The 22,471-nt window shown below is 65.4% G+C and carries 19 protein-coding genes and 1 pseudogene; 14 read left to right on the top strand and 6 right to left on the bottom strand.

The annotated features are described in order from the left end of the window. Nucleotides 1-114: 114 nt before the first annotated feature. Entirely contained in the window at nucleotides 115-2,406 is a 2,292-nt protein-coding gene (bglX, locus tag REH59_RS23685) for a beta-glucosidase BglX (RefSeq protein WP_014859147.1), read from the bottom strand. 186 nt (nucleotides 2,407-2,592) lie between these two features. Here bglX and REH59_RS23680 point away from each other — a divergent pair, with 186 nt between their 5' ends. Both REH59_RS23680 and REH59_RS23675 read left to right on the top strand, forming a co-directional pair. Continuing rightward, entirely contained in the window at nucleotides 2,593-3,210 is a 618-nt protein-coding gene (locus tag REH59_RS23680) for a TPM domain-containing protein (RefSeq protein ID WP_003251995.1), read from the top strand. Between the two features lie 165 nt (nucleotides 3,211-3,375). After that, a complete protein-coding gene (locus tag REH59_RS23675; protein WP_014859148.1) occupies nucleotides 3,376-4,590 on the top strand; it encodes a class I SAM-dependent methyltransferase in 1,215 nt (404 codons plus the stop codon). A 33-nt stretch (nucleotides 4,591-4,623) separates the two neighbouring features. Here the strand turns inward: REH59_RS23675 and REH59_RS23670 are convergent, their stop codons facing one another. From REH59_RS23670 to REH59_RS23655, 4 genes are all read right to left on the bottom strand, one after another. Beyond that, nucleotides 4,624-5,634 carry a DUF4917 family protein gene (locus REH59_RS23670; protein ID WP_014859149.1) on the bottom strand — a complete coding sequence of 337 codons (1,011 nt, stop codon included), beginning with the start codon at nucleotides 5,632-5,634 and terminating at the stop codon, nucleotides 4,624-4,626. Between the two features lie 204 nt (nucleotides 5,635-5,838). Beyond that, entirely contained in the window at nucleotides 5,839-7,545 is a 1,707-nt protein-coding gene (locus REH59_RS23665) for a SulP family inorganic anion transporter (protein WP_014859150.1), read from the bottom strand. A 472-nt stretch (nucleotides 7,546-8,017) separates the two neighbouring features. Then, nucleotides 8,018-8,914, bottom strand: coding sequence for a LysR family transcriptional regulator (locus REH59_RS23660; RefSeq protein ID WP_009401141.1), 897 nt, complete (start codon nucleotides 8,912-8,914; stop codon nucleotides 8,018-8,020). 269 nt (nucleotides 8,915-9,183) lie between these two features. Beyond that, entirely contained in the window at nucleotides 9,184-9,405 is a 222-nt protein-coding gene (locus REH59_RS23655) for an ExbD/TolR family protein (protein WP_009401140.1), read from the bottom strand. A 217-nt stretch (nucleotides 9,406-9,622) separates the two neighbouring features. On the opposite strand from REH59_RS23655, the gene REH59_RS23650 reads away from it, so the two are divergent. The 8 genes and pseudogenes from REH59_RS23650 (at nucleotide 9,623) to REH59_RS23615 (ending at nucleotide 16,741) form a co-directional block, all read left to right on the top strand. Further along, the gene (locus REH59_RS23650) at nucleotides 9,623-10,534 is read left to right on the top strand and encodes a LysR family transcriptional regulator (RefSeq protein WP_009401139.1); all 912 of its coding nucleotides are present in this window, start codon (nucleotides 9,623-9,625) and stop codon (nucleotides 10,532-10,534) included. 513 nt (nucleotides 10,535-11,047) lie between these two features. Further along, nucleotides 11,048-11,809 (top strand): hypothetical protein, encoded by a 762-nt coding sequence (locus tag REH59_RS23645; RefSeq protein WP_009401138.1) that lies wholly within the window; start codon nucleotides 11,048-11,050, stop codon nucleotides 11,807-11,809. Nucleotides 11,810-11,925: 116 nt separating this feature from the next. After that, nucleotides 11,926-12,147 carry an AlpA family transcriptional regulator gene (locus REH59_RS23640; protein WP_064481747.1) on the top strand — a complete coding sequence of 74 codons (222 nt, stop codon included), beginning with the start codon at nucleotides 11,926-11,928 and terminating at the stop codon, nucleotides 12,145-12,147. Nucleotides 12,148-12,187: 40 nt separating this feature from the next. Further along, nucleotides 12,188-13,054, top strand: coding sequence for a ParA family protein (locus REH59_RS23635; RefSeq protein WP_064481748.1), 867 nt, complete (start codon nucleotides 12,188-12,190; stop codon nucleotides 13,052-13,054). Beyond that, a complete protein-coding gene (locus REH59_RS23630; RefSeq protein WP_064481749.1) occupies nucleotides 13,038-13,295 on the top strand; it encodes a type II toxin-antitoxin system HicA family toxin in 258 nt (85 codons plus the stop codon). Before REH59_RS23635 ends, REH59_RS23630 begins: the two co-directional genes overlap by 17 nt. Further along, on the top strand, nucleotides 13,288-14,958 hold the full coding sequence (locus tag REH59_RS23625) for a ParB family protein (protein ID WP_064481750.1): 1,671 nt from the start codon (nucleotides 13,288-13,290) through the stop codon (nucleotides 14,956-14,958). The genes REH59_RS23630 and REH59_RS23625 overlap by 8 nt, the downstream gene beginning before the upstream one ends. Nucleotides 14,959-14,975: 17 nt before the next feature. After that, nucleotides 14,976-15,536 carry a DUF2857 domain-containing protein gene (locus REH59_RS23620; protein ID WP_043223311.1) on the top strand — a complete coding sequence of 187 codons (561 nt, stop codon included), beginning with the start codon at nucleotides 14,976-14,978 and terminating at the stop codon, nucleotides 15,534-15,536. Between the two features lie 2 nt (nucleotides 15,537-15,538). Continuing rightward, a pseudogene (locus REH59_RS23615) lies at nucleotides 15,539-16,741 on the top strand (STY4528 family pathogenicity island replication protein). Between the two features lie 51 nt (nucleotides 16,742-16,792). Here REH59_RS23615 and REH59_RS23610 read toward each other — a convergent pair. Continuing rightward, complete coding sequence (locus tag REH59_RS23610; protein WP_064481751.1) at nucleotides 16,793-18,010, bottom strand: phospholipase D family protein; 1,218 nt, start codon at nucleotides 18,008-18,010, stop codon at nucleotides 16,793-16,795. A gap of 237 nt (nucleotides 18,011-18,247) precedes the next feature. Here REH59_RS23610 and REH59_RS23605 point away from each other — a divergent pair, with 237 nt between their 5' ends. The 4 genes from REH59_RS23605 (at nucleotide 18,248) to REH59_RS23590 (ending at nucleotide 22,274) form a co-directional block, all read left to right on the top strand. After that, nucleotides 18,248-19,036 (top strand): PFL_4669 family integrating conjugative element protein, encoded by a 789-nt coding sequence (locus REH59_RS23605; protein WP_064481752.1) that lies wholly within the window; start codon nucleotides 18,248-18,250, stop codon nucleotides 19,034-19,036. Then, nucleotides 19,033-19,581 (top strand): DUF3158 family protein, encoded by a 549-nt coding sequence (locus REH59_RS23600; protein ID WP_064481753.1) that lies wholly within the window; start codon nucleotides 19,033-19,035, stop codon nucleotides 19,579-19,581. Before REH59_RS23605 ends, REH59_RS23600 begins: the two co-directional genes overlap by 4 nt. After that, nucleotides 19,578-19,958 carry a single-stranded DNA-binding protein gene (locus tag REH59_RS23595; protein WP_064481754.1) on the top strand — a complete coding sequence of 127 codons (381 nt, stop codon included), beginning with the start codon at nucleotides 19,578-19,580 and terminating at the stop codon, nucleotides 19,956-19,958. Before REH59_RS23600 ends, REH59_RS23595 begins: the two co-directional genes overlap by 4 nt. Before the next feature lie 294 nt (nucleotides 19,959-20,252). Continuing rightward, nucleotides 20,253-22,274: a DNA topoisomerase III gene (locus REH59_RS23590; RefSeq protein WP_064481755.1), complete on the top strand. Its 2,022-nt coding sequence runs from the start codon at nucleotides 20,253-20,255 to the stop codon at nucleotides 22,272-22,274. Nucleotides 22,275-22,471: the final 197 nt, after the last annotated feature.

Here is a 22,471-nt window from a genome sequence, read left to right as displayed (position 1 = left end):
GGTGGGGTAACGGGGCCGGTCTCTTCGCGGGTAAACCCGCGCCTACAGGTACTCTGCAGCACCTGTAGGCGCGGTTTTATCCGCGAAAAGGCCGGAACAGGCGGCCTTTTTCAGTCAAAGCAATTCAAAGCTCTGCTGCTGCACCGCCTGGGAGTCCAGCCCTACCTGGACATTGAACTCCCCTGGTTCGGCAACCCGCTGCAACTGGCCATTGTAGAACTTCAGGTCGTCCTCGCTGATGCGGAAGGTCAACGTGCGGGTTTCACCCGGTTCAAGCATCAGCTTCTGGAAGTTTTTCAGCTCTTTCACTGGGCGGCTCATCGACGCCGACACATCCTGCAGGTACAGCTGCACCACCGTCTCGCCTGCAACCTTGCCAGTGTTCTTGACCGTTACCTTGGCATCCAGCGTATCGCCGCGCTTGAGATCCTTGCTCGACAGGTTCAGGCCCGACAGCTCGAAGCTGCTGTAGCTCAAGCCATAGCCGAACGGATAAAGCGGCCCGTTGGGTTCTTCGAAGTATTGCGAGGTGTAGTTGCCCGGCTTGCCCGGCGTGAACGGCCGGCCGATGCGGGTGTGGTTGTAGTACATCGGGATCTGCCCCACCGACCGTGGGAAGGTAATGGCCAGCTTGCCGGAGGGGTTGTAGTCGCCAAACAGCACGTCGGCGATGGCATTGCCGCCTTCGGTGCCGGCGAACCAGGTTTCGAGGATGGCGTCGGCCTGCTCGCGCTCCCAACTGATCGACAGCGGCCGGCCGTTCATCAGCAACAGCACCAGCGGTTTGCCGGTGGCCTTGAGCGCCTTGATCAGCTCGCGCTGGCTGGCCGGGATCTCCAGGGTGGTACGGCTCGACGACTCGTGGGACATGCCGCGGGACTCGCCGACCACGGCGACCACGACGTCGGATTGCTTCGCCGCCTTGACTGCTTCATCGATCAGCACGGCAGGCGGGCGTGGGTCGTCGACGATTTCCGGGGCATCGAAGTTGAGGAAGTTCAGGTAGTCGAGTATCGCCTTGTCACCTGTGACGTTGGAGCCTTTGGCGTAGACCAGCTTGGCCTTGCCTTCCACGGCGCGGCGCAAGCCTTCGCGCACGGTCACCGAGTGGACGGGTTTACCGTCGGCGGCCCAGCTGCCCATCATGTCGATCGGCGCATCGGCCAGCGGGCCGACCAAGGCAATGGTGCCGGCCTTTTTCAGCGGTAGGGTCTGGTTGCGGTTTTCCAGCAGCACCAGGCTGCGGCGTGCCACGTCACGCGCAGCTTCGCGGTGCAGGCGGTCGTTGCCGTAGTAGTCCTTCAGGTCGGTTTCGGCCTTGCCGATGCGCACGTACGGGTCTTTGAACAGGCCCATGTCGTACTTGGCACCCAGCACTTCACGCACCGCCTGGTCCAGCTCGCGCTGGGTCACCTCACCGGACTTCAGCAGGCCCGGCAGCTCTTCGCCGTACAGGGTATCGTTCATGCTCATGTCGATGCCGGCCTTGATCGCCAGCTTGGCGGCTTCACGGCCATCACGGGCGACGCCGTGGCGAATCAGCTCCTGGATGGCACCGTGGTCGCTGATGGTCACGCCCTTGAAGCCCCACTCCTTGCGCAGCAGGTCGTTCATCAGCCAGGTGTTGGAGGTGGCCGGTACGCCGTTGATCGAGTTCAGCGCCACCATCACGCCACCGGCACCCGCATCGAGCGCGGCGCGATAGGGTGGCAGGTAGTCGTTGTACATTTTCGGCAGGCTCATATCGACCGTGTTGTAGTCGCGTCCGCCTTCCACGGCGCCATACAAGGCGAAATGCTTGACGATGGCCATGATGCTGTCGGGGTTGGCCGGGCTGCTGCCCTGGAACGAGCGCACCATTACCTGGCCGATTCTCGAGGTCAGGTAGGTGTCTTCGCCGAAACCTTCACTGGTGCGGCCCCAGCGCGGGTCACGGGCGATATCCACCATTGGCGCGAACGTCATGTCCAGGGCGTCGGCCGAGGCTTCGATCGCGGCGGTGCGGCCGACCTTGGCGACGGCCTCCATGTCCCAGGTAGCGGCCATGCCCAGGCCGATCGGGAAGATGGTGCGCTCGCCGTGGACGGTGTCGTAGGCGAAGAACATCGGGATCTTCAGGCGGCTGCGCATGGCCGCGTCCTGCATCGGCCGGTTTTCGGGGGCCGTGCGGGAGTTGAAGGTGCCACCGATACGGCCGGCGGCGATTTCCTCGCGGATCTTGTCGCGGGGCATTTCCGGGCCGATGCTGATCAGGCGCAACTGGCCGATTTTCTCGGCTTCGGTCATCTGGCTGATCAGATGCTCGATGAATGCCTGCTTGTCCTGCAGGGGCGGGGCGGTGGGGGCGGCGAGGGCCGCCTGACTGGCAAGGCCCATGGCCAGGCCCAGCAAAGACAGTTTCATCATCAATTCCGTTGTGGGGCCTCTGCCGTATCCACGGTGATACGTGCGCGACCGAAGTTTTCAGGCGGCTATTGTTGTACGATTTGCAGGCAATTCTTCCAGCGGCGGATTATGCCTGAATATGTCGCCTGCGGATGAAGCCCCGAATGCCGGGATAACAACTATAAGAACGCTCAAGAGACCGACGGCATGACCCCCTTCGACGAATACCATCAGCGGCAGATTGCCGAAGCCATTGCCCGTGCCGAACGGCGTACCGATGCCGAACTGGTGACGGTGCTTGCCCGTCGTGCCGACGATTATGCGTATTGGCCGTTGTTGTGGGCCGCCGTGCTGGCACTGACCGTGCCCGGTCTGTTGCACTGGCTGCTGGCTTGGCCCAGCGTGCGTGGCGTGCTGATGGGCAACGTGCTGCTGTTCGTCGTTTTGTGCCTGCTGCTGCGCAACCCGCGCCTGGCCGATTGGCTGATCCCCCGTGCCTTGCGCCGCTGGCGTGCCGCGCGCCTGGCCCGCCAGCAGTTTCGCGAGCAGAACCTGCAGCGCACAGCAGGCGCCACGGGCGTGCTGATTTTCGTCAGCGAGGCGGAGCGGCATGTGGAGATCCTGGTCGACCGGGGTATCGAACACTGCCTGGATGCCGAAGCCCGCGCGGCCATCGGTGCCCGCTTGGCCGAGCAGGTGCGCCAGGGCCGCACCTTGCAGGGCTTTGTCGAGTGCATCGAAGCGTGTGGCGAGCTGCTTAGCCAGCACGTGCCGCCAACCCATGCCCGCAACGAGTTGCCCAACCGCTTGGTGATTCTCGACTGAAGGCGCGCCCAGCCTTGCTGGATTCCCTGTAGAAGCGGGCTTGCCCGCGAATCAGGCGACACGGTGTCTGCCACCGGCTTTGCCGGTGTTCGCGGGCAAGCCTGCTCCCACAGGGTGCCTGCGGCACGTTAGAATAGGCGTTCCGCTACCCAAGGCCCCCTTTTCATGTCCGCCAGTACTTCTGCCTCTTGCGCGCCGGATGCGCGCGCTCAGTTTCTCGACCTGCTGAACGCCGCCCTGTACGGCGAAACCCTGGTCAAGCTGGTGCTGGCGCGCCATGTCGGTGCCGACCAGACCTTGCAACGGATCATTGCCAAGCCGCTGCAGGTCAAGGGCCAGCCGTGCCTGTCGCTGGTCTACCGCCACCAGACCCGCGACATCACCCGCAACCTGCCGCTGGACCAGGCCCAGGTGCTGGTTGCCGAACTGCTGCCGGACAGCTTCCGCAATGCCCACCTGTTCGATGCTGACGGCGAAGTGCAGTTGACCTTCAGCAAGAAGGGCAAACCGATGCTCCAGCGCCACGGTGCCCAGGCACCGCGCGTGGCCGATGCGGGCAGCGGGCATGACCGCGAGAAGAAGCGTTATCTGGAGCTGTCGCGGCCGTTTCTGCGTGACCTCGGTGTGACCGACGCACAAGGCGCACTGATCCCGTCCATGTCACGCAAGTGGAAGCAGATCAACAAATTCATCGAGGTCTTCGATCACGCCCTGACCAATGCACTGGTGTCGACGGAACAGGCGCTGCGGGTGGCTGACTTCGGTTCGGGCAAGGGCTACCTGACCTTTGCCATGCATGACTACCTGCGAAACAGTCTGGGCCGTGACGCACAGGTGACCGGCGTGGAGCTGCGCCAGGACATGGTCGACCTGTGCAACGCCGCGGCCGCACGCCTCGACCACCCGGGCCTGGAGTTCCAGTGTGGTGATGTACGCAGCGTGGTGCCTGAGGCCATCGAGGTGATGATCGCCTTGCATGCCTGTGACATCGCCACTGACTACGCCATCCACACCGGTATCCGCTGCAACGCCGCGATCATCATGTGCTCGCCGTGCTGCCACAAGCAGATCCGCCCGCAATTGCACAGCCCAGGGTTGCTGCAACCCATGTTGCAGTATGGCCTGCACCTGGGCCAGCAGGCCGAAATGCTGACCGACAGCCTGCGCGCGCTGTACCTGGAAGCCTGTGGCTATGAAACCAAGGTGTTCGAGTTCATCTCGCTGGAACACACCAACAAGAACAAGATGATTCTTGCGGTGAAGCGGCGGCAGGCGGGGGATAACGGGGCGTTGCTGGAGAAGATTGCCCAGCTCAAGGCGTTCTATGGGGTGCAGGAGCATTGCCTGGAAACGTTGTTGCGCGCGGATGGGTTGCTCTGACGCCACCCACCGGTACGCCTGCCGGGCACCTTGTCAGCGCTGAGCAGAGGGCACTTCGATAGCCAATGCTGCCTGCCCCAACGGATGGGTGTTGGCATCGAAGAAATGCAGCACCGTCCCCGGCAAATCCCCGAAACGATCTGCAAAATGCTGCTTCTGATTGATCACCGACGCCTCGCCCAGCGGCCGAATGGCAATGGATAGCTGTTGCGGACGGGCTTGGCGCACAGCGTCGAGCAGGTGCCGGTCACTGCTGTCCAGATGCTGCCCGAACAGGCATATCCCTTGGTTTTCCTGCGCCAGCTGCCCCAGGCACCAGCTCAGATAGTCCGAGTTGCGGATAGCGCGCAGTTTCTCGTCGCTGCGGTCTTCGTTGACGAACAGCGGTACTTCACCCGGGATATTCACGGCAAACCCATCGAGCAGTTCGGCGCTTTCAGCGCTGCGCTGGCGGGTGGTGCCGTCGGGCAGCTTGAGCAGGTGCAGGCCGCCATGCAGGTGCAGCACCCGGGTACCTTCGCTGCCGGTGCGTCGCACGTCGAAATAGCCTTGTTCGTCGAACAGTTCGGCGAAGCCATTCGGGGCGTGCTGCACGGCCCATGGCAGCAGCAGGTCGTAGTTGCTGGTGTAGACGCTTCGATAGGTGCGCAGGGCCTGATTGAGGGTTGCCAGGGTGGCCGGCGGCATCAGCGGCCAGGGCAGATGCACCGTGCGCACGGCGTGAATCAACGCTTCCTTGATCGAGTAGTAGCGGTTCAGCGGCGCGGTGGAGTTGATGGCCAGTGCGGCATTGGTACGCACGGTGGTGTTGAGGGCGCTGAGCACCGGCTCGAACAGTTCCGTGCCCAAGGACTTGAACAGTGCCTGGTCACTGACCGCCAGGCCTTTCTTGCGGCCTGCGCGTTGCGCTTGCTCGAACAGCGAGAAGTAGCCGAACGGCTTCCATACTGCGCGGCTTGCGCCATTGCCCAGCAGCAGGGCGTCGCAGGGGTGGCGGGCGGCGAGTTCTGGCCAGGAGGTAAGGGTGGCATCAAGTGCGGGCATGCTGGATCCGTTGGGTGGTGCGGGGAACGGGGCGACTTTAGCATGTCATGCGAGGTGTGCGAGGGTTGGTGTCAGGGCGATGGTTTTGTGTTGTCTGTGCTGGCCCTTTCGCGGGTAAACCCGCCCCTACAAGTCCATGTAGGAGCGGGTTTACCCGCGAAAGGGCCAGCACAGGCGCAGCACGTTGAACAGGATGAAAGCCGCTCAACCCTGTTCGGTCACTTGCACACTGTGGTTTCGGTTGCGCCACACGCGGTACGCACGAATCCCCGCGCGTACCGAGCCGAATAGCAGTTTTTCTTCCATGTCCCGCGCCATCCCCGAGCGCACCAGCATGCGCAGGAAGGTGCCACGGGCGCGGGCGATGGCGAAGAGGATGCCTTGAGCCGCCAGGGTGTCACGCACTTCGCGCAGGGCGGCGATGCCGCTGACATCAATGCTGGTTACCGCTTCGGCATCGAACAGCACGGCTTTAGGCTGCTCCTGGCTTTGCACGGCTTCAAGCAGGCGCATCTTGAAGTAGTCGGCATTGAAGAACAGGATGGCGTCGTCGAAGCGGTACACCACCAGGCCAGGCACGGTGCGGGCGTCTTTGAACTTGCGGATGTCCACCTGGCCTTCGGTGCCCGGCAGCCAGCCCAGTACGGCATCGGTGGGCTGGTAGATGCTGTAAAGCAGGCGCAGGATCGCCAGGGTCACGGCAAACACGATGCCGGGCAGCACGCCCAGGCTCAGTACGCCCGCCGTGGTCAGCAGGCACAGCCAGAACTCGAAGCGGCTTAGACGCCGGATATGCCCCAGCGATTTGATGTCGATCAGCCCCCAGCCAGCCATCAGCAGCACGGCGCCCAGCGCAGCCTGCGGGATCCAGGCCATGGGTGCGGTGAAGAACAGCAGGATCAGGGCGATCACCAGTGCCGCGATGATGCCCACCAGCTGGCTTTTGCCACCGACCATGTCGTTGACTGCAGTGCGCGAGTCGGCACCGCTGATGGCAAAGCCCTGGGAAATCCCGGCCGCCAGGTTGCTCACGCCCAGGGCGACGAATTCGTGGTTGGCGTTGATCGCGTAGCCATGCCGGGCGGCAAAGCTGCGTGCGGTAAGCATGGCGCTGCAGAAGCTGACGGTGGCGATACCCAGGGCGTCGCGCAGCAGGCTCTTCATTTCCGCCAGGTTGCTGTGTGGCCAGGCCAGTTGCGGGATGCCTGCAGGTACCGGCCCAAGGACGGCAACGCCGAAGCGGTCGAGGCCGAACAGGCCAACCAGCAGCATGAACAGCGCCACTACCGTGAGGGCTGCGGGCAGGCGCGGGTAGCGCCGTGGCAGCCAGATGAGCAGGCCCAGGGCGGCCAGGCCGATGATCAATGTGACCCAGTGAATTTCCCCCAGGCGCTGGAAGAAGTTGATCAGGCTGAGGATGAAACCGTCGCCCTCGATCTGGAAGCCCACCACCTTGGACAGCTGCCCGGCGATCAGGCTCAGGCCGATACCATTGAGGTAGCCGATCAGGATCGGCCGCGAGAAGAAGCTGGCGATGAACCCGGCGCGCGCCAGGCCTGCGGCAATCAACATCACGCCGACCAGTACGGTGACGATCACCGACAGTTCGACGATGCGCTGCGGGTCACCCATGGCCAGCGGTGCCACGGCACCGGCGATCATCGCGCAGGTGGCGGCGTCGGGGCCGACCATCAGCTGGCGCGAGCTACCGATCAGCGCATAGACCATCATCGGTAGCACACAGGCGTACAGGCCATATTGCGGCGGCAGCCCGACGATCTGCGCATAGGCAATGGCAATGGGAATCTGGATCGCGGCTACCGACAGGCCAGCTTGCAGATCGGCGTGGAACCATTCACGGCGGTAGTGCAGCAGGTTGGCAAGGCCTGGTAGCCAGCGGGAGAGAAACATGCGTTGTCCTTTCGAATGGTTTCACGAATCCATTGAGCCTATCCGCCACAAGCCGTTTCGCTTGCGCACGCAAAGGCCCGATGCGCATTGAAGCGGATCGGTGGGTAAATGGCCATGGGCCAGGTCAAGGCAGGGTGAAAAACGAAAAAAGGAGCCTTGGCTCCTTTTGACTGCGATGACGTTGCTGGAACGCCATGCGGGAATGCGATGTGGAGCGGGCGAAGGGAACAGCACCCGGTCACCAACTCGTTTATTACGAACATTTTTTCCGATCCAGACGTCACGGAATGGACTCGATTGTGGACTCAAGTCTTCGGCCTGGTCAACGCAGGCCGTTGAGGGTGATCCAAAGCGAGCCAAGCACATCCATCAACAGCCAGAGCAACGGATTTCATTCCGAAGTCTATCCGTCTACTGGCACATCACGCCACAGGCCGCAATGGACAGGCGAGCTACGGCCTCAACGGACCGGCTAGTCATCGACCGGTGAGGCCTCGTCTTTCACTCGCGCGAGGAACCGCTTCATGGGCTCCGAGGGTTCGCCCCGGCGGCGCAGCAGGTAGGTAGAGAGCATCGGTGGGGTGCCGGTCAGGGGACGAATGGAGATGTCCGGGCGCTGTAGCGTCTGCACCTGCGAGGCGATGGCGAAGCCGATGCCGTAGCCGGCGCCGACCAGGGTCAGCATCACGCCCAGGCTGGTCACTTCATCGACCAGCTTGAGCGGCGTGCCTGCGTCCTGCAGCATCGCTTGAATCTGATGGCGGCAGCCCGATCCCGATTCGGGATGGCACAGAACCAGCGGGAACTTCAAGGCTTCGGCCAGCGGCACCTGGACGTGTGCCAGCAAGGGATGGCGTGCGGGCACGATCACCGACAGCGGATCGGTCCACACCGGCTCGGCGACGAGCCCATCATGCACCGCGTTCGACAACGCAAAGCCGATGTCCAGCAGATCGTTGTGCAGCATCTTGAGCTGCTGCACGAACGGCAACTCGAAGACGCGAATCTCCAGCTCGGGTTCATCCTCGCGGCTGCGCGCCAGCAAGGTAGCGATGCGGGGCTGCGCCAGGCTGTCGCAGATGGCGATGCGCAGATGGCCTTGGTAGCCCTGCGCCGCGGCCTTGGTGCTCTTGACTGCCTGCTCCACGGTAGCCTGCACGCGCCGGCATTCGCCGAGGAACACCTGGCCGGCCCAGGTCAGCCGCGTCAGGCGTGTGCTGCGGTCGAACAACTGTACACCGAGCTGGCTTTCCAGGTCGCGCATCGCACGCGACACAGGCGATTGCTCGATGCCCAGACGCTCGGCTGCACGGGCCAGATGCAGTTCTTCCGCAACTGCGACGAAGTAACGCAGCAATCTGAAATCCAAGGCCGCCTCCTGTCTGTCTTCTTCTGGTTCAGCCTATCGGACGCCAGCATCTCCTTCCGCATCCCGTCAGCACCTCCTTCGGTGGCATCGCGTCAAAGCCTCATGCCCGCACGGTGCGCCGGGCACGGCGCGCAGGCGCTCACGTTTGCTGGAGTCCGCGATCGGTGCAGCCGATGACGTCACGCCGGCGTCAGGGCGAGCATGCCGATGCAGTTGGGTGTCTTTCGGGTCACCCCGATCGCCTCCCAGATCGGTCACGAAGTCCGGTTCTAACACGCCCGGACTTCTGCGCAGCCGCCATCACCTGGGCGACGCGCCGGTAGGCCCGCTTGGCGGTCGCCGCGCATGAAGTCCTTGGGCTGCGGATGACGCTGCGCCGAAGCATGCAGCCACTGCGCGAGCTGCTCGTCGCTCATGCGTTCGTCTTTCCAGAACACGCTGCGGTCGGCAGTGATGGACAGGGTAGCCGAGTCGGGCTTGATCGACTTCACTCCACTCAGACAACACAATAATGACAATCTGGCAATTTTCCGATAAGGCAACACCGACGGGATAACCGGACTTGCTTGGACACTCGCCCCCCGTGGCCACGACAGAAGGTCGGACGGCGGCGACTGGCAAGCCTCTGTGACCGGCATCGCCGCCGGGAAGCGCTCATGCAGTTCCCTAAAGCCAGAGGAATGGACTCCACTTTCTGAGGAGAAGTCCATGAACTTACGCCATCTTCGCTGTTTCATCGCCGTGGCCGAGGAGTTGCACTTCGGCCGGGCGGCGCGGCGGCTGCATGTGGAGCAGTCGCCCCTGTCGCGCACGATTCGCCAACTGGAGGCAGGCCTGGGCGTGATGCTGTTAGAGCGCACGCCGCGCGGCGTGCGCCTGACCCCGGCCGGCCAGGTGTTCCTGGAGGAAGCCCGGCGCGTGCTGCTGACCCTTGAGCAAGCCCAGACCAAGGCGCGGGCGGTGGCAGCGGGACACCGGGACACCCTGCGCATCGCCTTGGCCGGCGGCGTCGGGCGGACCCGGCTGTCGGCGCTGCTCGCGCTGTGCCGGGAGGAGGCGCCGGAAGTGGGCATCCGGCTGTTCGAGGCGCCGCTGTCGCAGGTGGTGGGCGGGCTGGGCAACGACCTGTACGACGCGGCCTTTGCGATGGCCGGCGAGATGGCGGCCGGGATGGTCGCCAAGCCGGTGTGGCAAGACCCGCTGGTGGTGGCCATACCCGCGCGGCACCCCTTGCTGGCGCACAAGCGGGTGCCGCTGGACGAGGTGATGAGCTACCCGCTGGTGCTGTGCCACCCGCAGGTGTGTGAGGAGTGCAGCCGGCAATGCGAGCGCCTGCTGCGCCGGGTGGAGACACCGCCGGTCGTGGCCGAGTACGTGACGACCCACTCGCTGATGCTGGCCCTGGTGGCGGCCGGCTATGGCGTGGGATTTTCCAGCGCGGCGCACGTGGCGGCACGCCGGCAGGCGGACGTGATCGTCCGACCGTTGGATGAAGACTCGGCAGCGCTGACGACCTACCTGCTACATCCCGAGGGCGCGATGTCGGAGCCGCTGCGCCACTTCATCGACCGTGCGCAGCGTGTCGGCCATACGCCGTTGGATACGCAACGGCTCGCATGAGGCTGCCTCAGGCGGGTTGACCGATTCCATTTTGGTCAAACGCCAGACCTGTTTTGTCATAGCGGGATTCCATCGCCGCGGTGCACTCAGGCCTTGCTCGCGCTTGTCGTTGGCATTCTGCGAGCAACTTCGCATGCCCAACGTGGCGCGTCACAGCGAAGACGCGAGGCGCAACAGTGCTTGCCATATGCGCATCGGCTCTGGCGTGTTGAGCTGATCGCGCTTTACTGGGCCTCTTTCCCTGCAAAGACTTTGGCCTGGTTATCCGGGTCAGGCATGGTGCCCGCGAATGACGCTGGTGACAGCGTGTTCGCGGCTTGCGAATTGTGAGTGATGGTGCCATGCGCAGCAAGGCGCGCATCTCGCAACGAAACCGGCAGCATCAACGATGCCACGGTCTTCGCCGCTTCGCCATCTGCTCGTTTCGCCCGGAGAGTCCACAGCCACACACGCCGCCTGTACGGCGGGTGCGCGTGCCTGGACTCGGTTCGATGACGAAAGGAGGCGCGCGATATGCCGAAGTCGAGCAGCCTGGCCGATGGCGCCAAGACCTACTACCGCCCGGTCGAGGCGGCAATCCGCTGGAGTGGATTGCTGCGCTTCGAGCTGCGCATCCTGGCGACCTTGGGAGGGCGGCCTCTGCCGGAGGCAACGGAGTTTCCGCGCTGGCCGATGCTGCGATTGAACACCGAAAGAATCTTCGATGCGCTGGCCCACGGCGAGATGCGGTATGGCAAGGAGGGCTTGGTGCGGGAGACGCAAAGCTTCGCGATGGACGACCCGTCGCTGACGGTGCGCCACGTCGATCTGAAAGCCTGGATGGCGCACCACTACCCCGGCGAGAGACCGGCGTTTCTGTTCGATGAGATCGAGCGAGCGCTTCACCCGGCGATCAGCCTGGACACCGTGGGCGCATTGCTGGCCGAGCGGGAAGCGATCAAGGCGCGGCTGGTGGAACACCTGGGCATGCACCAGACGCTGCGCGCCGAGCACGAGGCGCTGCTGAAAACGCACGCCGCCTGCGCGGCCGACACGGGGCGTGCGAAAACGCTGGGGCCGCGCAGCGAATCGACCTACCTGAACATCGTGGGCGGATTACTGACGCTGCTGCTGGGCAAGTCGCCCAGCGGCACGCCGTATTCCAGCTTCCTGACGCAGGAGGCCATCATCAGCGCGATGGTGGCGCACCACGGCAACGCGATGGGCATCACCGAGCGCACCCTGCAGGCCAAGTTCGCACTGGCTCGACGCAATCTGCAGAGCACAACTTCCTGAGCGACACCAGACCGTATCTGCGGTCGTGGAAACCGCATTTGCGGTGTCTTTCCTCAACGCGGCGTTCTTAATTCGAGTCATGCCAATCAGCGCCACTGAGCGTTAAGGAGACCCTCATGTCTTCGCAGACCACCACCGCCACGGCGGCACCGACCGAACACCGCATCCTGCGCCGCGCCGAGGTCGAGGCCAGGACCGGCTTCAAGCGCGCGCACATCTACAGCCTGATGAAGGAAGGCAAGTTCCCCAGGGCGCTGCGTCTGGGCGTGCGCGCGGTGGGCTGGGACTCGGTGGAGATCGAACAGTGGATCGTCGATCGCCTCAAGGAACGCGCCTGACGCTTCTTCTCGGTTCATGCCATTAGACCAGGAGAAGCTCATGCAGGTGGTGTCCATCATTTCAACCAAGGGCGGCGTCGGCAAGACCACCACGGCGGCCAATCTGGGTGGCCTCATTGCCGATGCCGGGCTGCGCGTGCTGCTGCTGGACCTGGATGTGCAGCCCACGCTGTCGAGCTACTTCACGCTGGACGTGCGCGCGCCTGGCGGCATCTACGAGATGCTGACCTGCAACGAACGGCGCATCGAGCACCTGGTGTCGCGCACCGCGATCGCGGGCCTGGACCTGGTGCTCTCCAACGACGACCGCGGCGAACTGAACACGCTGCTGCTGCACGCAGCGGATGGGCGCCTGCGACTGCGCCATTTGCTTCCCGTTTTCCGCACGCACTATGACTTGCTGTTGATCGACACCCAGGGCGCGCGCAGCGTGCTGCTGGAGATGGCGGTGCTGGCGTCCGACCTGGCGCTGTCGCCGGTGACGCCGGAGATCCTCGCGGCGCGCGAGCTGCGGCGCGGCACGCTGCAACTGATCGAGGACATCGCGCCGTATCGGCACCTGGGCATCGAGCCACCGCCGCTGCGCCTGCTCATCAACCGCGTGCATCCGGTGTCGTCGAACGCGCGGCTGGTCCAGCAGGCGCTGCGACAGGTGTTCCAGGAACAGGCCGGCGTGCAGGTGCTGGACACCAACGTGCCAGCCATCGAAGCCTATCCGCGCGCTGCGACACGAGGATTGCCGGTGCATCGGGTGGAGTACCGGCAGCCGGCTGGGCGCACGGCGCCCGCGGCGCTGGACACCATGCGCGCGCTGGGCGGCGAGCTGTTCCCCGCGTGGCGGGAGCACTTCGCGCTGGTCACCGGCCGGGCCGATGCGGGAGGGGCTGGCCATGGCGAGCGTGCATGAACTGGCGCGCGGCCGTGAACGGCTGCGCGCGTTGATCGAGTTCGCGCTGGGCGAAGGCTGGCGCGTGGTGCGCACGTCCGGCGGGCACCTGAAATTCACGAAACCAGGCTGCGCGTCGATCTACACCGGCTCGCCGTCGATCTACACCAGCTCGACGGCGAGCGACCACCGTGCCGACCGCAATGCCCGCGCGCAACTTCGCCGCGCCGACCGGCAAGCGCAGGAGAACGGCCGTGGCTGAGCTGACGCCGCAGGACATGGCTGTCAAGCTGCTGGCCACCGGCTTCGAGCGCAGCGGCCCTGCGGCCGCGACCTTGATCGACCCCATCGCCGACACGCCGATGGTGGTGACCCTGGACCAGTTGCGGCCCTACGACCACGACCCGCGCGTGACGCGCAACCCGGCCTATGCGGAGATCAAGGCATCCATCCGCGAACGCGGGCTGGACGCGCCCCCCGCAATCACGCGCAGGCCGGGCGAGGCGCACTACATCATTCGCAACGGCGGCAACACGCGGCTGGCGATCCTGCGCGAGTTGTGGAGCGAGACCAAGGAGGAACGCTTCTATCGCGTACCGTGCTTGTTTCGGCCGTGGCCGGCGCGCGGCGAAATCGTGGCGCTGACCGGGCATCTGGCCGAGAACGAGCTGCGCGCCGGGCTGACCTTCATCGAACGGGCCCTGGGCATCGAGAAGGCCCGCGAATTCTACGAGCAGGAAAGCGGCCAGCCGCTGACGCAGAGCGAACTAGCGCGGCGTCTGACGGCCGACGGCTATCCGGTGCCGCAGTCACACATCAGCCGCATGAACGATGCGGTGCGCCATCTGCTGCCGGCTATCCCGACGTTGTTGTACAGCGGATTGGGCCGGCATCAGGTGGACCGGCTCGCGGTGCTGCGCAAGGCGTGCGAGCGCACCTGGGAGCGGCGTGCGCTGGGCCGCGCCATGGCCGTGGACTTCGCGACCTTGTTTCAGGACGTGCTGACGCAGTTCGACGCGCAGCCGGACGACTTCTCGCCGCAGCGGGTGCAGGACGAGCTGGTGGGCCAGATGGCCGAACTGCTGGGGGTGGACTACGACACGCTGGCGCTGGAGATCAACGACAGCGAAAGCCGCCAGCGCGCGCTGACCAGCGAACCGGCGGCGCCAGTGCCCACTTCAGCGGCGGTTCCCGCGACTCGACGGCTACCCACCGATCCCGCGTCGCAGGACGTCGCGCCAACTGCGCCCCCGGCCGCTACCCCGCCCGCGCCGCCCATTGCACCACCCCACTCGGGCAGCGGAGAGGACGCAGACACTACCCTCGTGCCGAGCGAGCAGGACGAGCAACGCGACGAGCGCCTGCAGGGGCACATCGTGACGCCGGCACCGACCACCGAGCGCCTGCAGTCCATCCAGCGGATGGTCGCGGACCAGCTTGGCGACAAGCTGCCCGACTTCGAGACCGATGCGCTACGTGCGATCCCCGTGCAGGTCGGCGGGCTCTATCCCATTTCGGACGTCTGGTACGTCGAGCCAGGCCTGGACGTGCCGGATCGCCTGCGCGTGCACATCGCGCAGTTCGCGCGCGAGATCGCCGGGGAAGCGGCGGTAGCCGACCACATCGAGGCCAGCGACGGCGGCATCGGCTTCGTCTGCGTGGCGCCGGCCGTGGGCCAGGCGAAAGCGCTGCCGGCGTTCGCGCGGGCGGTGCTGACCCTGCTGCATGCGCTGAGTGCGGCTCCGCCCTCCGCGAACGGATTGGACCGCGCGCGGCTGGCCGACGAGCTGGCGGCGCTGCTGCATGGCCACGGCGGCTCGGCCACACGCCTGAGCGATGCTGCGCTGGTGAAGTTGTTCCGTCTGCTGCGCCTGGCGCGTCGGCTGCTGGACCTGGAAGCCGGCGACTCGGACCACGAGTCCTGAGCGCGCAGGAGGCATCCATGTCGGCACCGCACCCACTCAACCAGGCCGTGATCGCCCAGGCCCTGCATGACCTGCGCAACGGCCAGTTGCGCCGCTGCAAGGCCATGGGCTTCGGCGAGGAGGAGCTGGATGCGCTGAAGCACCCCGAACTCGTGAGCATGCTGGTGAATGCCACGGTGTCGTGGTGTTCGGTGTCGGTGAACCGGGAAGTGTTGAAGCGGCTGCTTAGCCAGGTGCACGACGTGGAGCGGGAGATCGCTACGGTGGACCGCATGCTGCGCCTGGGGGCGAGCACGGAGATGGTCAGCAAGTTCTACGGCCTCACGCATCAGGAAGTGGCGCTGCGCCGCGACATCCTCGGGCTGCCCAAGCGCAAGGGCCGGCATCCGGTGCTCGACGAGGCGCAGGACGTGGCCTTGTGGGAGCGCTGGAAGGCCGGCGTCTCCGAGCGCCATATCGCCCTGACCGACGACATGGCGATGCTGGCGCTGACCATGGATCTGGCCGAGGCCATGACTCTGCCCATGTCGGTGATCTGGTCGGCGATACGGAACTGGATCGACCAGGGGCTGGTGTAGCCATGACCACGGGCAGCGCATCACGGCGCGATGGCCCGGTTGCGCTGTCGGCGTTGTTCGACGAGGCGCTGCGGCACCTTGAGCCGAAGGAACCGGCGCAGGGCACGGCGCCGGCCGCCGACGGTTTCCTCTACAGCGGCAACCGCCATGAGAGCGTGCCGCGCAGGCTGTTCCTCGACCGACGCCTGACGCCGCTGGAGCGCAACGCCTGGCAGGTGTTCCGCCTGCAGCTCAACGACGATGGCGTGACCGCCTTTCCCACCTACGACCAATTGCGCCCCTACCTGGCCTCGATGCCCTGCGCGGCACAAGCCTCGCACGAGACCGTGGCGCGCGCCCTGACGCTGCTGCGGCTGACGCGCTGGCTGAGCCTGGTGCGACGACGGCGCGACCCGAAGACCGGCCGCATCCAAGGCAACCTCTACGTGCTGCACGACGAACCGCTGTCGCCCTTCGAGGCGATGCAGCTCGATGCCGACTACCTCGGCCTGGTCAGCCAGGCGCTGACCCATGCCGCCAAGGCGGTGCAGATCGTGGGCATGAACACGCTCAAGGAGATTGCCGAAGACCCGCTGCTCAGCGGCCGCACGCTGCCGACCCGCCTGCAGGTGCTGGCGCAGCGCATGGCGCTGCATGGCTGGACGACGCCAGGTTATCCACAGGAGGGTGCGGACCACGAATCCGAAGAAGGCCAGGAAGCCCTTCTTCGGAATGCTGCGCGCCCGTCTTCGGAATCCGAAGCAGGGCCGAAACCCGCGCCGGATAGCTCTCTTCGGATTCCGAAGGAGGACCGTACAGTACGTAATGATCGTATAAATGAAGTACGTACAGTACCGCGCGCGAGGGCCTTGCAGAACCTGCGACTGCCCGAGCGTTTCCTGCGCTTGAAGGATGAGCAGCAGGCCGGCGCGCTGGTGGCCCTGCAGCAGGTGGACGAAGCGCAGCGGCAGGCCGTTCTCGACGAGTGGGCGGCACGCTGCCACAACAGCGCGGTGCGCAACCCGGCCGGCTACCTGTTCGGCATCATCCAGAAGGCGATCCGCGGAGAGTTCAAGGCGTGGGCGGGCACCGACGCAGCAGCGCCGCTCGCGCCGCGAGCTGCGGGGCCCGCGTGATCGTCGTCGCCTTCGGCCTCCCGCCCAGCCGACCCCGAGGTGGCGCGCGCCTACCTCGCACGGCTGCGTTCAGCCTTGCGCGATCCCTGAGCTATCCCCAGGGGATAGACGGAACAGGTCGCCTTCCGTGGGGTGATCCGGTCAGGTCGCGGCTTCGTCTTCTTCCGTTTCCCGCCAATAGGCGTAGTTGAACAGTGCATCCAGCTCCGTGAAGTCGTCCAGGCCCAACGATCGTCTGACCGTATCGGCATGCCCGCAGTACCTTGCGTAGCTTTCCGCACTGACGTTCTGCTTGGTTGGATGCAGTGGGTAGTCCCGGATGCCGGCGAGCGCCAGTCCCGACACCGCGTTCTGGTTCATCACGGCGAACCGCTTGTTGTCCAGCGCGTGCAGAATCTCAGTCAGCAGGTTGATGCCTGCTCCGGTGATGGCGCCGAAATGTCCATGTAGAACGGTAAACGCTTCGGCAGGCGAGAGGTTGCGCCGGTCAAGGATGTCCGCCACTGCGGCCACGAACTGCCCTGGGTGGTTGGCGATCCGGCTCTTGCTGCGGTGCAGCCCGCCGGAATGGAACAGGCCGATCAGCGCGTCGTAGTTACTCGGAAAGTCCCGCCTGGCATTGCTGCTCAGGGCCGCCAGCTCTGCCAGCCTGCGCATTGCCTGGCGCAGGTTTCCCTTGCGGCCGTTCTTCTGCGCAGTGAATCCATGCGCTGAATCGTCGCTTTTCATCAGCTCCAGGAGGTCGGCCAGGATCGTGAAGTCCGGCCCCTCGGTTCGGCTCGCCTTCTGCGCGCGCTTCTTGGCCACCTTCCGGCAAGTGTCGTGGATGATGTATTCCCGCTCGTAGGCATCAATCCGGGGCTTGGTCGCTGGCACGAGAATCCTGTCCGCGACCAGCGCATCGAGGTGTCGCGTGACAGATGCCATCAGCGCGCCGCTCGCGTCGTCGATGAGGGCCGATGCCTCGTAGTTTCCGTAGAAGCCTCCGTGGGTGAGGTTGGCCGAGCCGACGATCACCGAGCATTGCTTGCCATTCTGGAAGGCGTAGATCTTCGGGTGGAAGGTGTCGCTGGCGTTGCTGAGGTACAGGACGAGCGCGTGCTTCTCGGCGAGCGCAAAGAGCTGTCGGAGTGCTTCGGGTTCGGTCAGGTAGAAGTCCAGACCTATCGCAAACCTGGCCTTCAATCCGCTTTCCAGCGCCTTGCGCAAGGGCTTCAACAAGTCGCCGAGGGCCGAGGTCTTCGCGAAGGCCACCAGGCATTCCAGGCGTTCCGCCCGCTTCAGCAGCTTCTCGACCACGTGGCCGTGCCCGTGCTCTTCCTCGTTCAACAGCAACTGAACGGCTTTCCCATCCTGCATGTTTTCCCCTCGTTCTTCTGCGCAGCAACCCCAGGTGCGATGCGCCCCCAGTCATTGTCATGGTTCAAGCCCCGACATCAAGCATTGGCGGCTCAAGACCTATCCCCAGGGGATAGCCGGCACACACAGCCTTCCGTGCGGAACAAACCGGGCGCGCATGGGCTACGGTTTGTTGACTGACGGCCTTCCGGCCGATGTCGATGCTGGCGACTCGCCCCTTCACCGCGAGTCGCTCCCATGGCCAACGAACGCACAGAACCCCTGCAACTGAATCTCGGATCGCTTCGCAGCGCGATGTCGCTGACGCTGCACACGCACCACGCATCGCGCATCTGGCATGGCCGCGCGCCGACCGAGGGGCGCCCAGGCATCATCGGTCTCAACGGCTTCATCGGCGCCATGAACAAAATGAAGCGCGGCGCCGAGCAGGACGACCCCTACTCGGATTGGTGGATGTTGCGGATCGAGGACAAGCTCGCCGACACCAAGAACCGCCTGCAGACCCTGCGCGAACAGGTCGACCAGGCCCTGGCCGACGTGCCCCCGGCGCTATCTCTGGGCGAGAACATGAACGTGCAGCCGGTGAAGCTGCCGCTGTTCGTGAACGCCCAGCTCGGCTTCATGGCGGTGTATCTGCTGGCCGACTACGACGACGTGGCACGCAAACTCATCCTGGCGCACCACACGGCGCTGATCGACCGCAGCACCTTGGAGCGCTGGCTCAATGATGGTGCGCACGCGCTGCGCAGCCTGTTCTCGCTCGCCCAGCAGTACCGCTACTCGGGCACGACGCGCGACGACTTCGCGGCGAGGAACGCGGCGGCGCGAGCGGCGCTGGAGAAGTTCGGCGAGTTGCCGCAGGACGTGCAGGAAGGCACGCGCCGCTCGCGCTTCGCGCCACCGATCGCGCGGCGGACGACCAAGCCCGGCACACCGCCTGCTGCGCCCGCCATCGAGCCCGATGCGCCGGCTCACACGGATGGCGCAGCCAATCCAGCGACGGGTAATGAGGGTGCTGACGCATGACGGCATCGCCCCCCATCGGTCACTCCACGCGCTTCGTGGCGCTGGAACAGGCGGACTTCCAGCGGCTGGAACACGCAGGCTACCTAAAAGGCCTTTTACAGCCTTTTAAGGGTAAGGGGAGTCTGGAGACCTGGGCCAGCCAGTGCGCAGCGCTGCGCGACGACGTGATTGGCCTGGCGCAGCGGCGCGTGCTGCCCCAGGCGCGCGCCTACCCGTTCAGCCTGCTTGACGTGCAACTGGCCCAGCAGGCCACTGGCGCGGGGACGACCTTCCTGCGCTGGCGCAACCTCGACCGTTCCTCCATGGGCGTGGCGTTGTGGGAGGCCCTGCTGGCCAACCCCGCGACGCCGGCCTCGCTGATCGACGAGCTGTACGCGATCGAACTGCAGCGCATCGTGCTGAACATGCAGATCAGTCTGACCCACAGCATCGCTCGCCAAGCACTGGGATGCGCCAACAAGGCCGCCCAGGCCGAAGCGGCTTACCTGCGGCGTGTCCACGGGCATACCGCGGCCGTTCCACCCACCACCAAGGAGTCACCATGAGCACGCACTTCGTCGGCGAGGGCAACATCGGTTCTGCGCCGGACTACCGCGAATTCCCGAACGGCAACGACGAGCCGCGCCGGCTGCTGCGCCTGAACGTCTACTTCGACAATCCAGTGCCGACGAAGGACGGCTACGAAGACCGCGGCGGCTATTGGGCGCCCGTGGAGCTGTGGCACCGCGACGCCGAACGCTGGGCGGGTCTGTACCAGAAGGGTATGCGTGTGCTGGTGGAAGGGCGCACGGTCAAGGACGAGTGGGAAGACGCCGACGACAACGAGCGCATCACGTTCAAGATCGAAGCCCGCCGCGTGGGCATCCTGCCGTACCGCATCGAGTCGGTGGCGCTCAGCGCCAAGCCGGCCGGCGGACAGTAATTCGCCCATCGCCGTTCCCCAGAGGGCGGCTGTAGCAACCGTCATACGCCCGCGATGCACCAGCGAGCTATCCCCAGGGGATAGCTCTAAGGTCGTCCACGGAGTTCCAGCCGCCCTCCCGAAACGACCCTCTTGCTGTGCCAGCTCCTACGATCTATTCACACCGCTGCGGCAACGAACCGCCTGCCAATCACAAAGCGGTGTCTGCATCAATCGATTTCCTTGCTGCCGGCATCTCCTGGCCCCGCCAAGCTGACGCCCATCCGATGAACCGCACATTTCCAAGGAGGCTTCATGCGCGTGTTCCTGTGCGAGAAGCCGTCCCAGGGCAAGGACATCGCCCGTGTGCTGGGCGCCAGCCAACGCGGCAACGGCTGCTACAGCGGCGCGGGTGTCGTCGTGACTTGGTGCATCGGTCATCTGGTGGAGGCGGTTCCGCCCGAAGGGTACGGCGAGCAGTACAAGCGCTGGGCCATCGAGCAACTGCCCATTCTTCCTGAGCGTTGGCGTGTCGAGCCCAAGGCGGCGACCGCAGCGCAATTCAAGGTCGTGCAGCAGCTCGTCGCCAAGGCGGGCGAGCTGGTGATAGCGACCGACGCCGACCGCGAGGGCGAGATGATCGCCCGCGAGATCATCGACCTGTGCGGCTACCGCGGGCCGATTCAGCGCCTGTGGCTGTCGGCGCTCAACGATGCGTCGATCCGCAAAGCGCTGGGTGCGCTCAAGCCGTCCGCCGAGACGCTGCCGCTGTATTTCTCCGCACTCGCCCGATCGCGCGCCGACTGGCTGATCGGGATGAACTTGAGCCGCTTGTTCACACTGCTGGGGCGTCAGGCCGGCTATACGGGCGTGCTGTCGGTGGGGCGCGTGCAGACGCCGACGCTGAAGTTGGTCGTGGATCGTGATCGCGAGATCGCGCGATTCGTCTCCATGCCGTATTGGGCCGTGGATGTGCTGCTATCCCATGCCGGCCAATCCTTCACCGCGAGCTGGATACCGCCCGAAGGCAGCACGGATGCAGCGGGTCGCTGCCTTCAGCAGCCGGTGGCGCAGCAGGCTGCGGATCGCATTCGCGCGGCACGCGATGCGCAGGTCGTGTCGGTGGACACCGAGCGCGTGCGCGAGGCACCGCCGCTGCCGTTCGACCTGGGCACGCTGCAGGAGGTGTGCTCCAAGCAGTTGGGCCTCGACGTGCAGGAGACGCTGGACATTGCCCAGGCGCTGTACGAGACGCACAAGGCGACAACGTATCCGCGCTCGGATTCGGGCTACCTGCCCGAGAGTATGTGGGCCGAGGTACCGACCGTACTCGACAGCCTGGTCAAGACCGACCCCAGCCTGCGGCCGCTGATCGAGCGCCTGGATCGCCAACAGCGCTCGCGCGCCTGGAACGACGGCAAGGTGTCGGCTCACCACGGCATCATCCCGACGCTGGAGCCCGCCAACCTGTCGGCCATGAACGAGAAGGAACTGGCCGTCTACCGGCTGATCCGCGCCCATTACCTCGCGCAGTTCCTCCCGCACCATGAGTTCGACCGCACGGTAGCGCAGCTCGCTTGCGGCGGCCAGTCGCTCGTGGCGGTGGGCAAGCAGATCGCCGTGATCGGCTGGCGCCTGGTACTGGCGACGCCGGAGCCGGACGCTGCCGATGACGAGGAAGCGCAGCGCAGCCAAGTGCTGCCCGCCCTGCATGCGGGCCTGTCCTGCCCGGTCGGGAAGGTGGATCTCAAGGCGTTGAAGACGCTGCCGCCCAAGCCCTACACGCAGGGCGAGCTGATCAAGGCCATGAAGACCGTCGCCAAGTTCGTGACCGACCCGCGCCTGAAACAGAAGCTGCGAGATACCACCGGCATCGGCACCGAGGCGACACGCGCCAACATCATCAACGGTCTGATCGGTCGCGGCTACCTGGTCAAGAAAGGCCGCGCCGTCCGCGCTTCCGACGCGGCATTCACGCTCATCGACGCGGTGCCCTCGGCCATCGCCGACCCTGGCACCACGGCGGTGTGGGAGCAGGCGCTCGACATGATCGAGGCCGGCCAGATGGCGCTGGACACCTTCATCGAGAAGCAGTCCGTGTGGGTCGGCCAGCTCGTGCAGCAGTACCGCGGCGCAACGCTCTCGCTCAAGCTGCCGCTGCCGCCGGCGCCGGCCTGCCCGCAGTGCGGCTCACCGATGCAGCAGCGCACGGGCAAGAGCGGCGCGTTCTGGTCCTGCTCGCGCTACCCGGACTGCAAGGGCACGTTGCCGATCGAGTCCCCGACGGGCCGGCGCAGCGCACCGCGCAAGCGGCCCGCTGCCTCCAAGGCGTCCTGATCCTCGCTTCCCCCTGCCGCGCCGGCCACTTCACTAGCGGCGAGGCAAACGTCCCGCACCGCGCGGGACCTCCAAAGCGCGCGTCTCCTTCTGCAACGGTGTGCGCGCCCCGTCTGCCCACCATCGGGCGACGGGGCGAGAAGGTCATTGCTCCACGAATCGCGCCCGCCGCCATTCCCTTGATCGGTGTGCCTTGC

Origin of the sequence: Pseudomonas sp. BO3-4, from assembly GCF_034044115.1 — a bacterium.
Taxonomy (GTDB): domain Bacteria; phylum Pseudomonadota; class Gammaproteobacteria; order Pseudomonadales; family Pseudomonadaceae; genus Aquipseudomonas; species Aquipseudomonas alloputida.
Note: the sequence above shows the minus strand (reverse complement) of the source record. Positions and strands in the feature narration are given on the sequence as shown.

Excerpts from the sequence above, each read along its gene's own strand:
- REH59_RS23665 (WP_014859150.1), bottom strand. The coding sequence starts at position 7,545 with ATGTTTCTCTCCCGCTGGCTACCAGGCCTTGCCAACCTGCTGCACTAC.
- REH59_RS23635 (WP_064481748.1), top strand. The coding sequence starts at position 12,188 with ATGCAGGTGGTGTCCATCATTTCAACCAAGGGCGGCGTCGGCAAGACC.
- REH59_RS23595 (WP_064481754.1), top strand. The coding sequence starts at position 19,578 with ATGAGCACGCACTTCGTCGGCGAGGGCAACATCGGTTCTGCGCCGGAC.
- REH59_RS23590 (WP_064481755.1), top strand. The coding sequence starts at position 20,253 with ATGCGCGTGTTCCTGTGCGAGAAGCCGTCCCAGGGCAAGGACATCGCC.
- REH59_RS23605 (WP_064481752.1), top strand. The coding sequence starts at position 18,248 with ATGGCCAACGAACGCACAGAACCCCTGCAACTGAATCTCGGATCGCTT.
- REH59_RS23640 (WP_064481747.1), top strand. The coding sequence starts at position 11,926 with ATGTCTTCGCAGACCACCACCGCCACGGCGGCACCGACCGAACACCGC.
- REH59_RS23650 (WP_009401139.1), top strand. The coding sequence starts at position 9,623 with ATGAACTTACGCCATCTTCGCTGTTTCATCGCCGTGGCCGAGGAGTTG.
- REH59_RS23620 (WP_043223311.1), top strand. The coding sequence starts at position 14,976 with ATGTCGGCACCGCACCCACTCAACCAGGCCGTGATCGCCCAGGCCCTG.
- REH59_RS23630 (WP_064481749.1), top strand. The coding sequence starts at position 13,038 with ATGGCGAGCGTGCATGAACTGGCGCGCGGCCGTGAACGGCTGCGCGCG.
- REH59_RS23675 (WP_014859148.1), top strand. The coding sequence starts at position 3,376 with ATGTCCGCCAGTACTTCTGCCTCTTGCGCGCCGGATGCGCGCGCTCAG.
- REH59_RS23610 (WP_064481751.1), bottom strand. The coding sequence starts at position 18,010 with ATGCAGGATGGGAAAGCCGTTCAGTTGCTGTTGAACGAGGAAGAGCAC.
- bglX (WP_014859147.1), bottom strand. The coding sequence starts at position 2,406 with ATGATGAAACTGTCTTTGCTGGGCCTGGCCATGGGCCTTGCCAGTCAG.
- REH59_RS23680 (WP_003251995.1), top strand. The coding sequence starts at position 2,593 with ATGACCCCCTTCGACGAATACCATCAGCGGCAGATTGCCGAAGCCATT.
- REH59_RS23670 (WP_014859149.1), bottom strand. The coding sequence starts at position 5,634 with ATGCCCGCACTTGATGCCACCCTTACCTCCTGGCCAGAACTCGCCGCC.
- REH59_RS23645 (WP_009401138.1), top strand. The coding sequence starts at position 11,048 with ATGCCGAAGTCGAGCAGCCTGGCCGATGGCGCCAAGACCTACTACCGC.
- REH59_RS23600 (WP_064481753.1), top strand. The coding sequence starts at position 19,033 with ATGACGGCATCGCCCCCCATCGGTCACTCCACGCGCTTCGTGGCGCTG.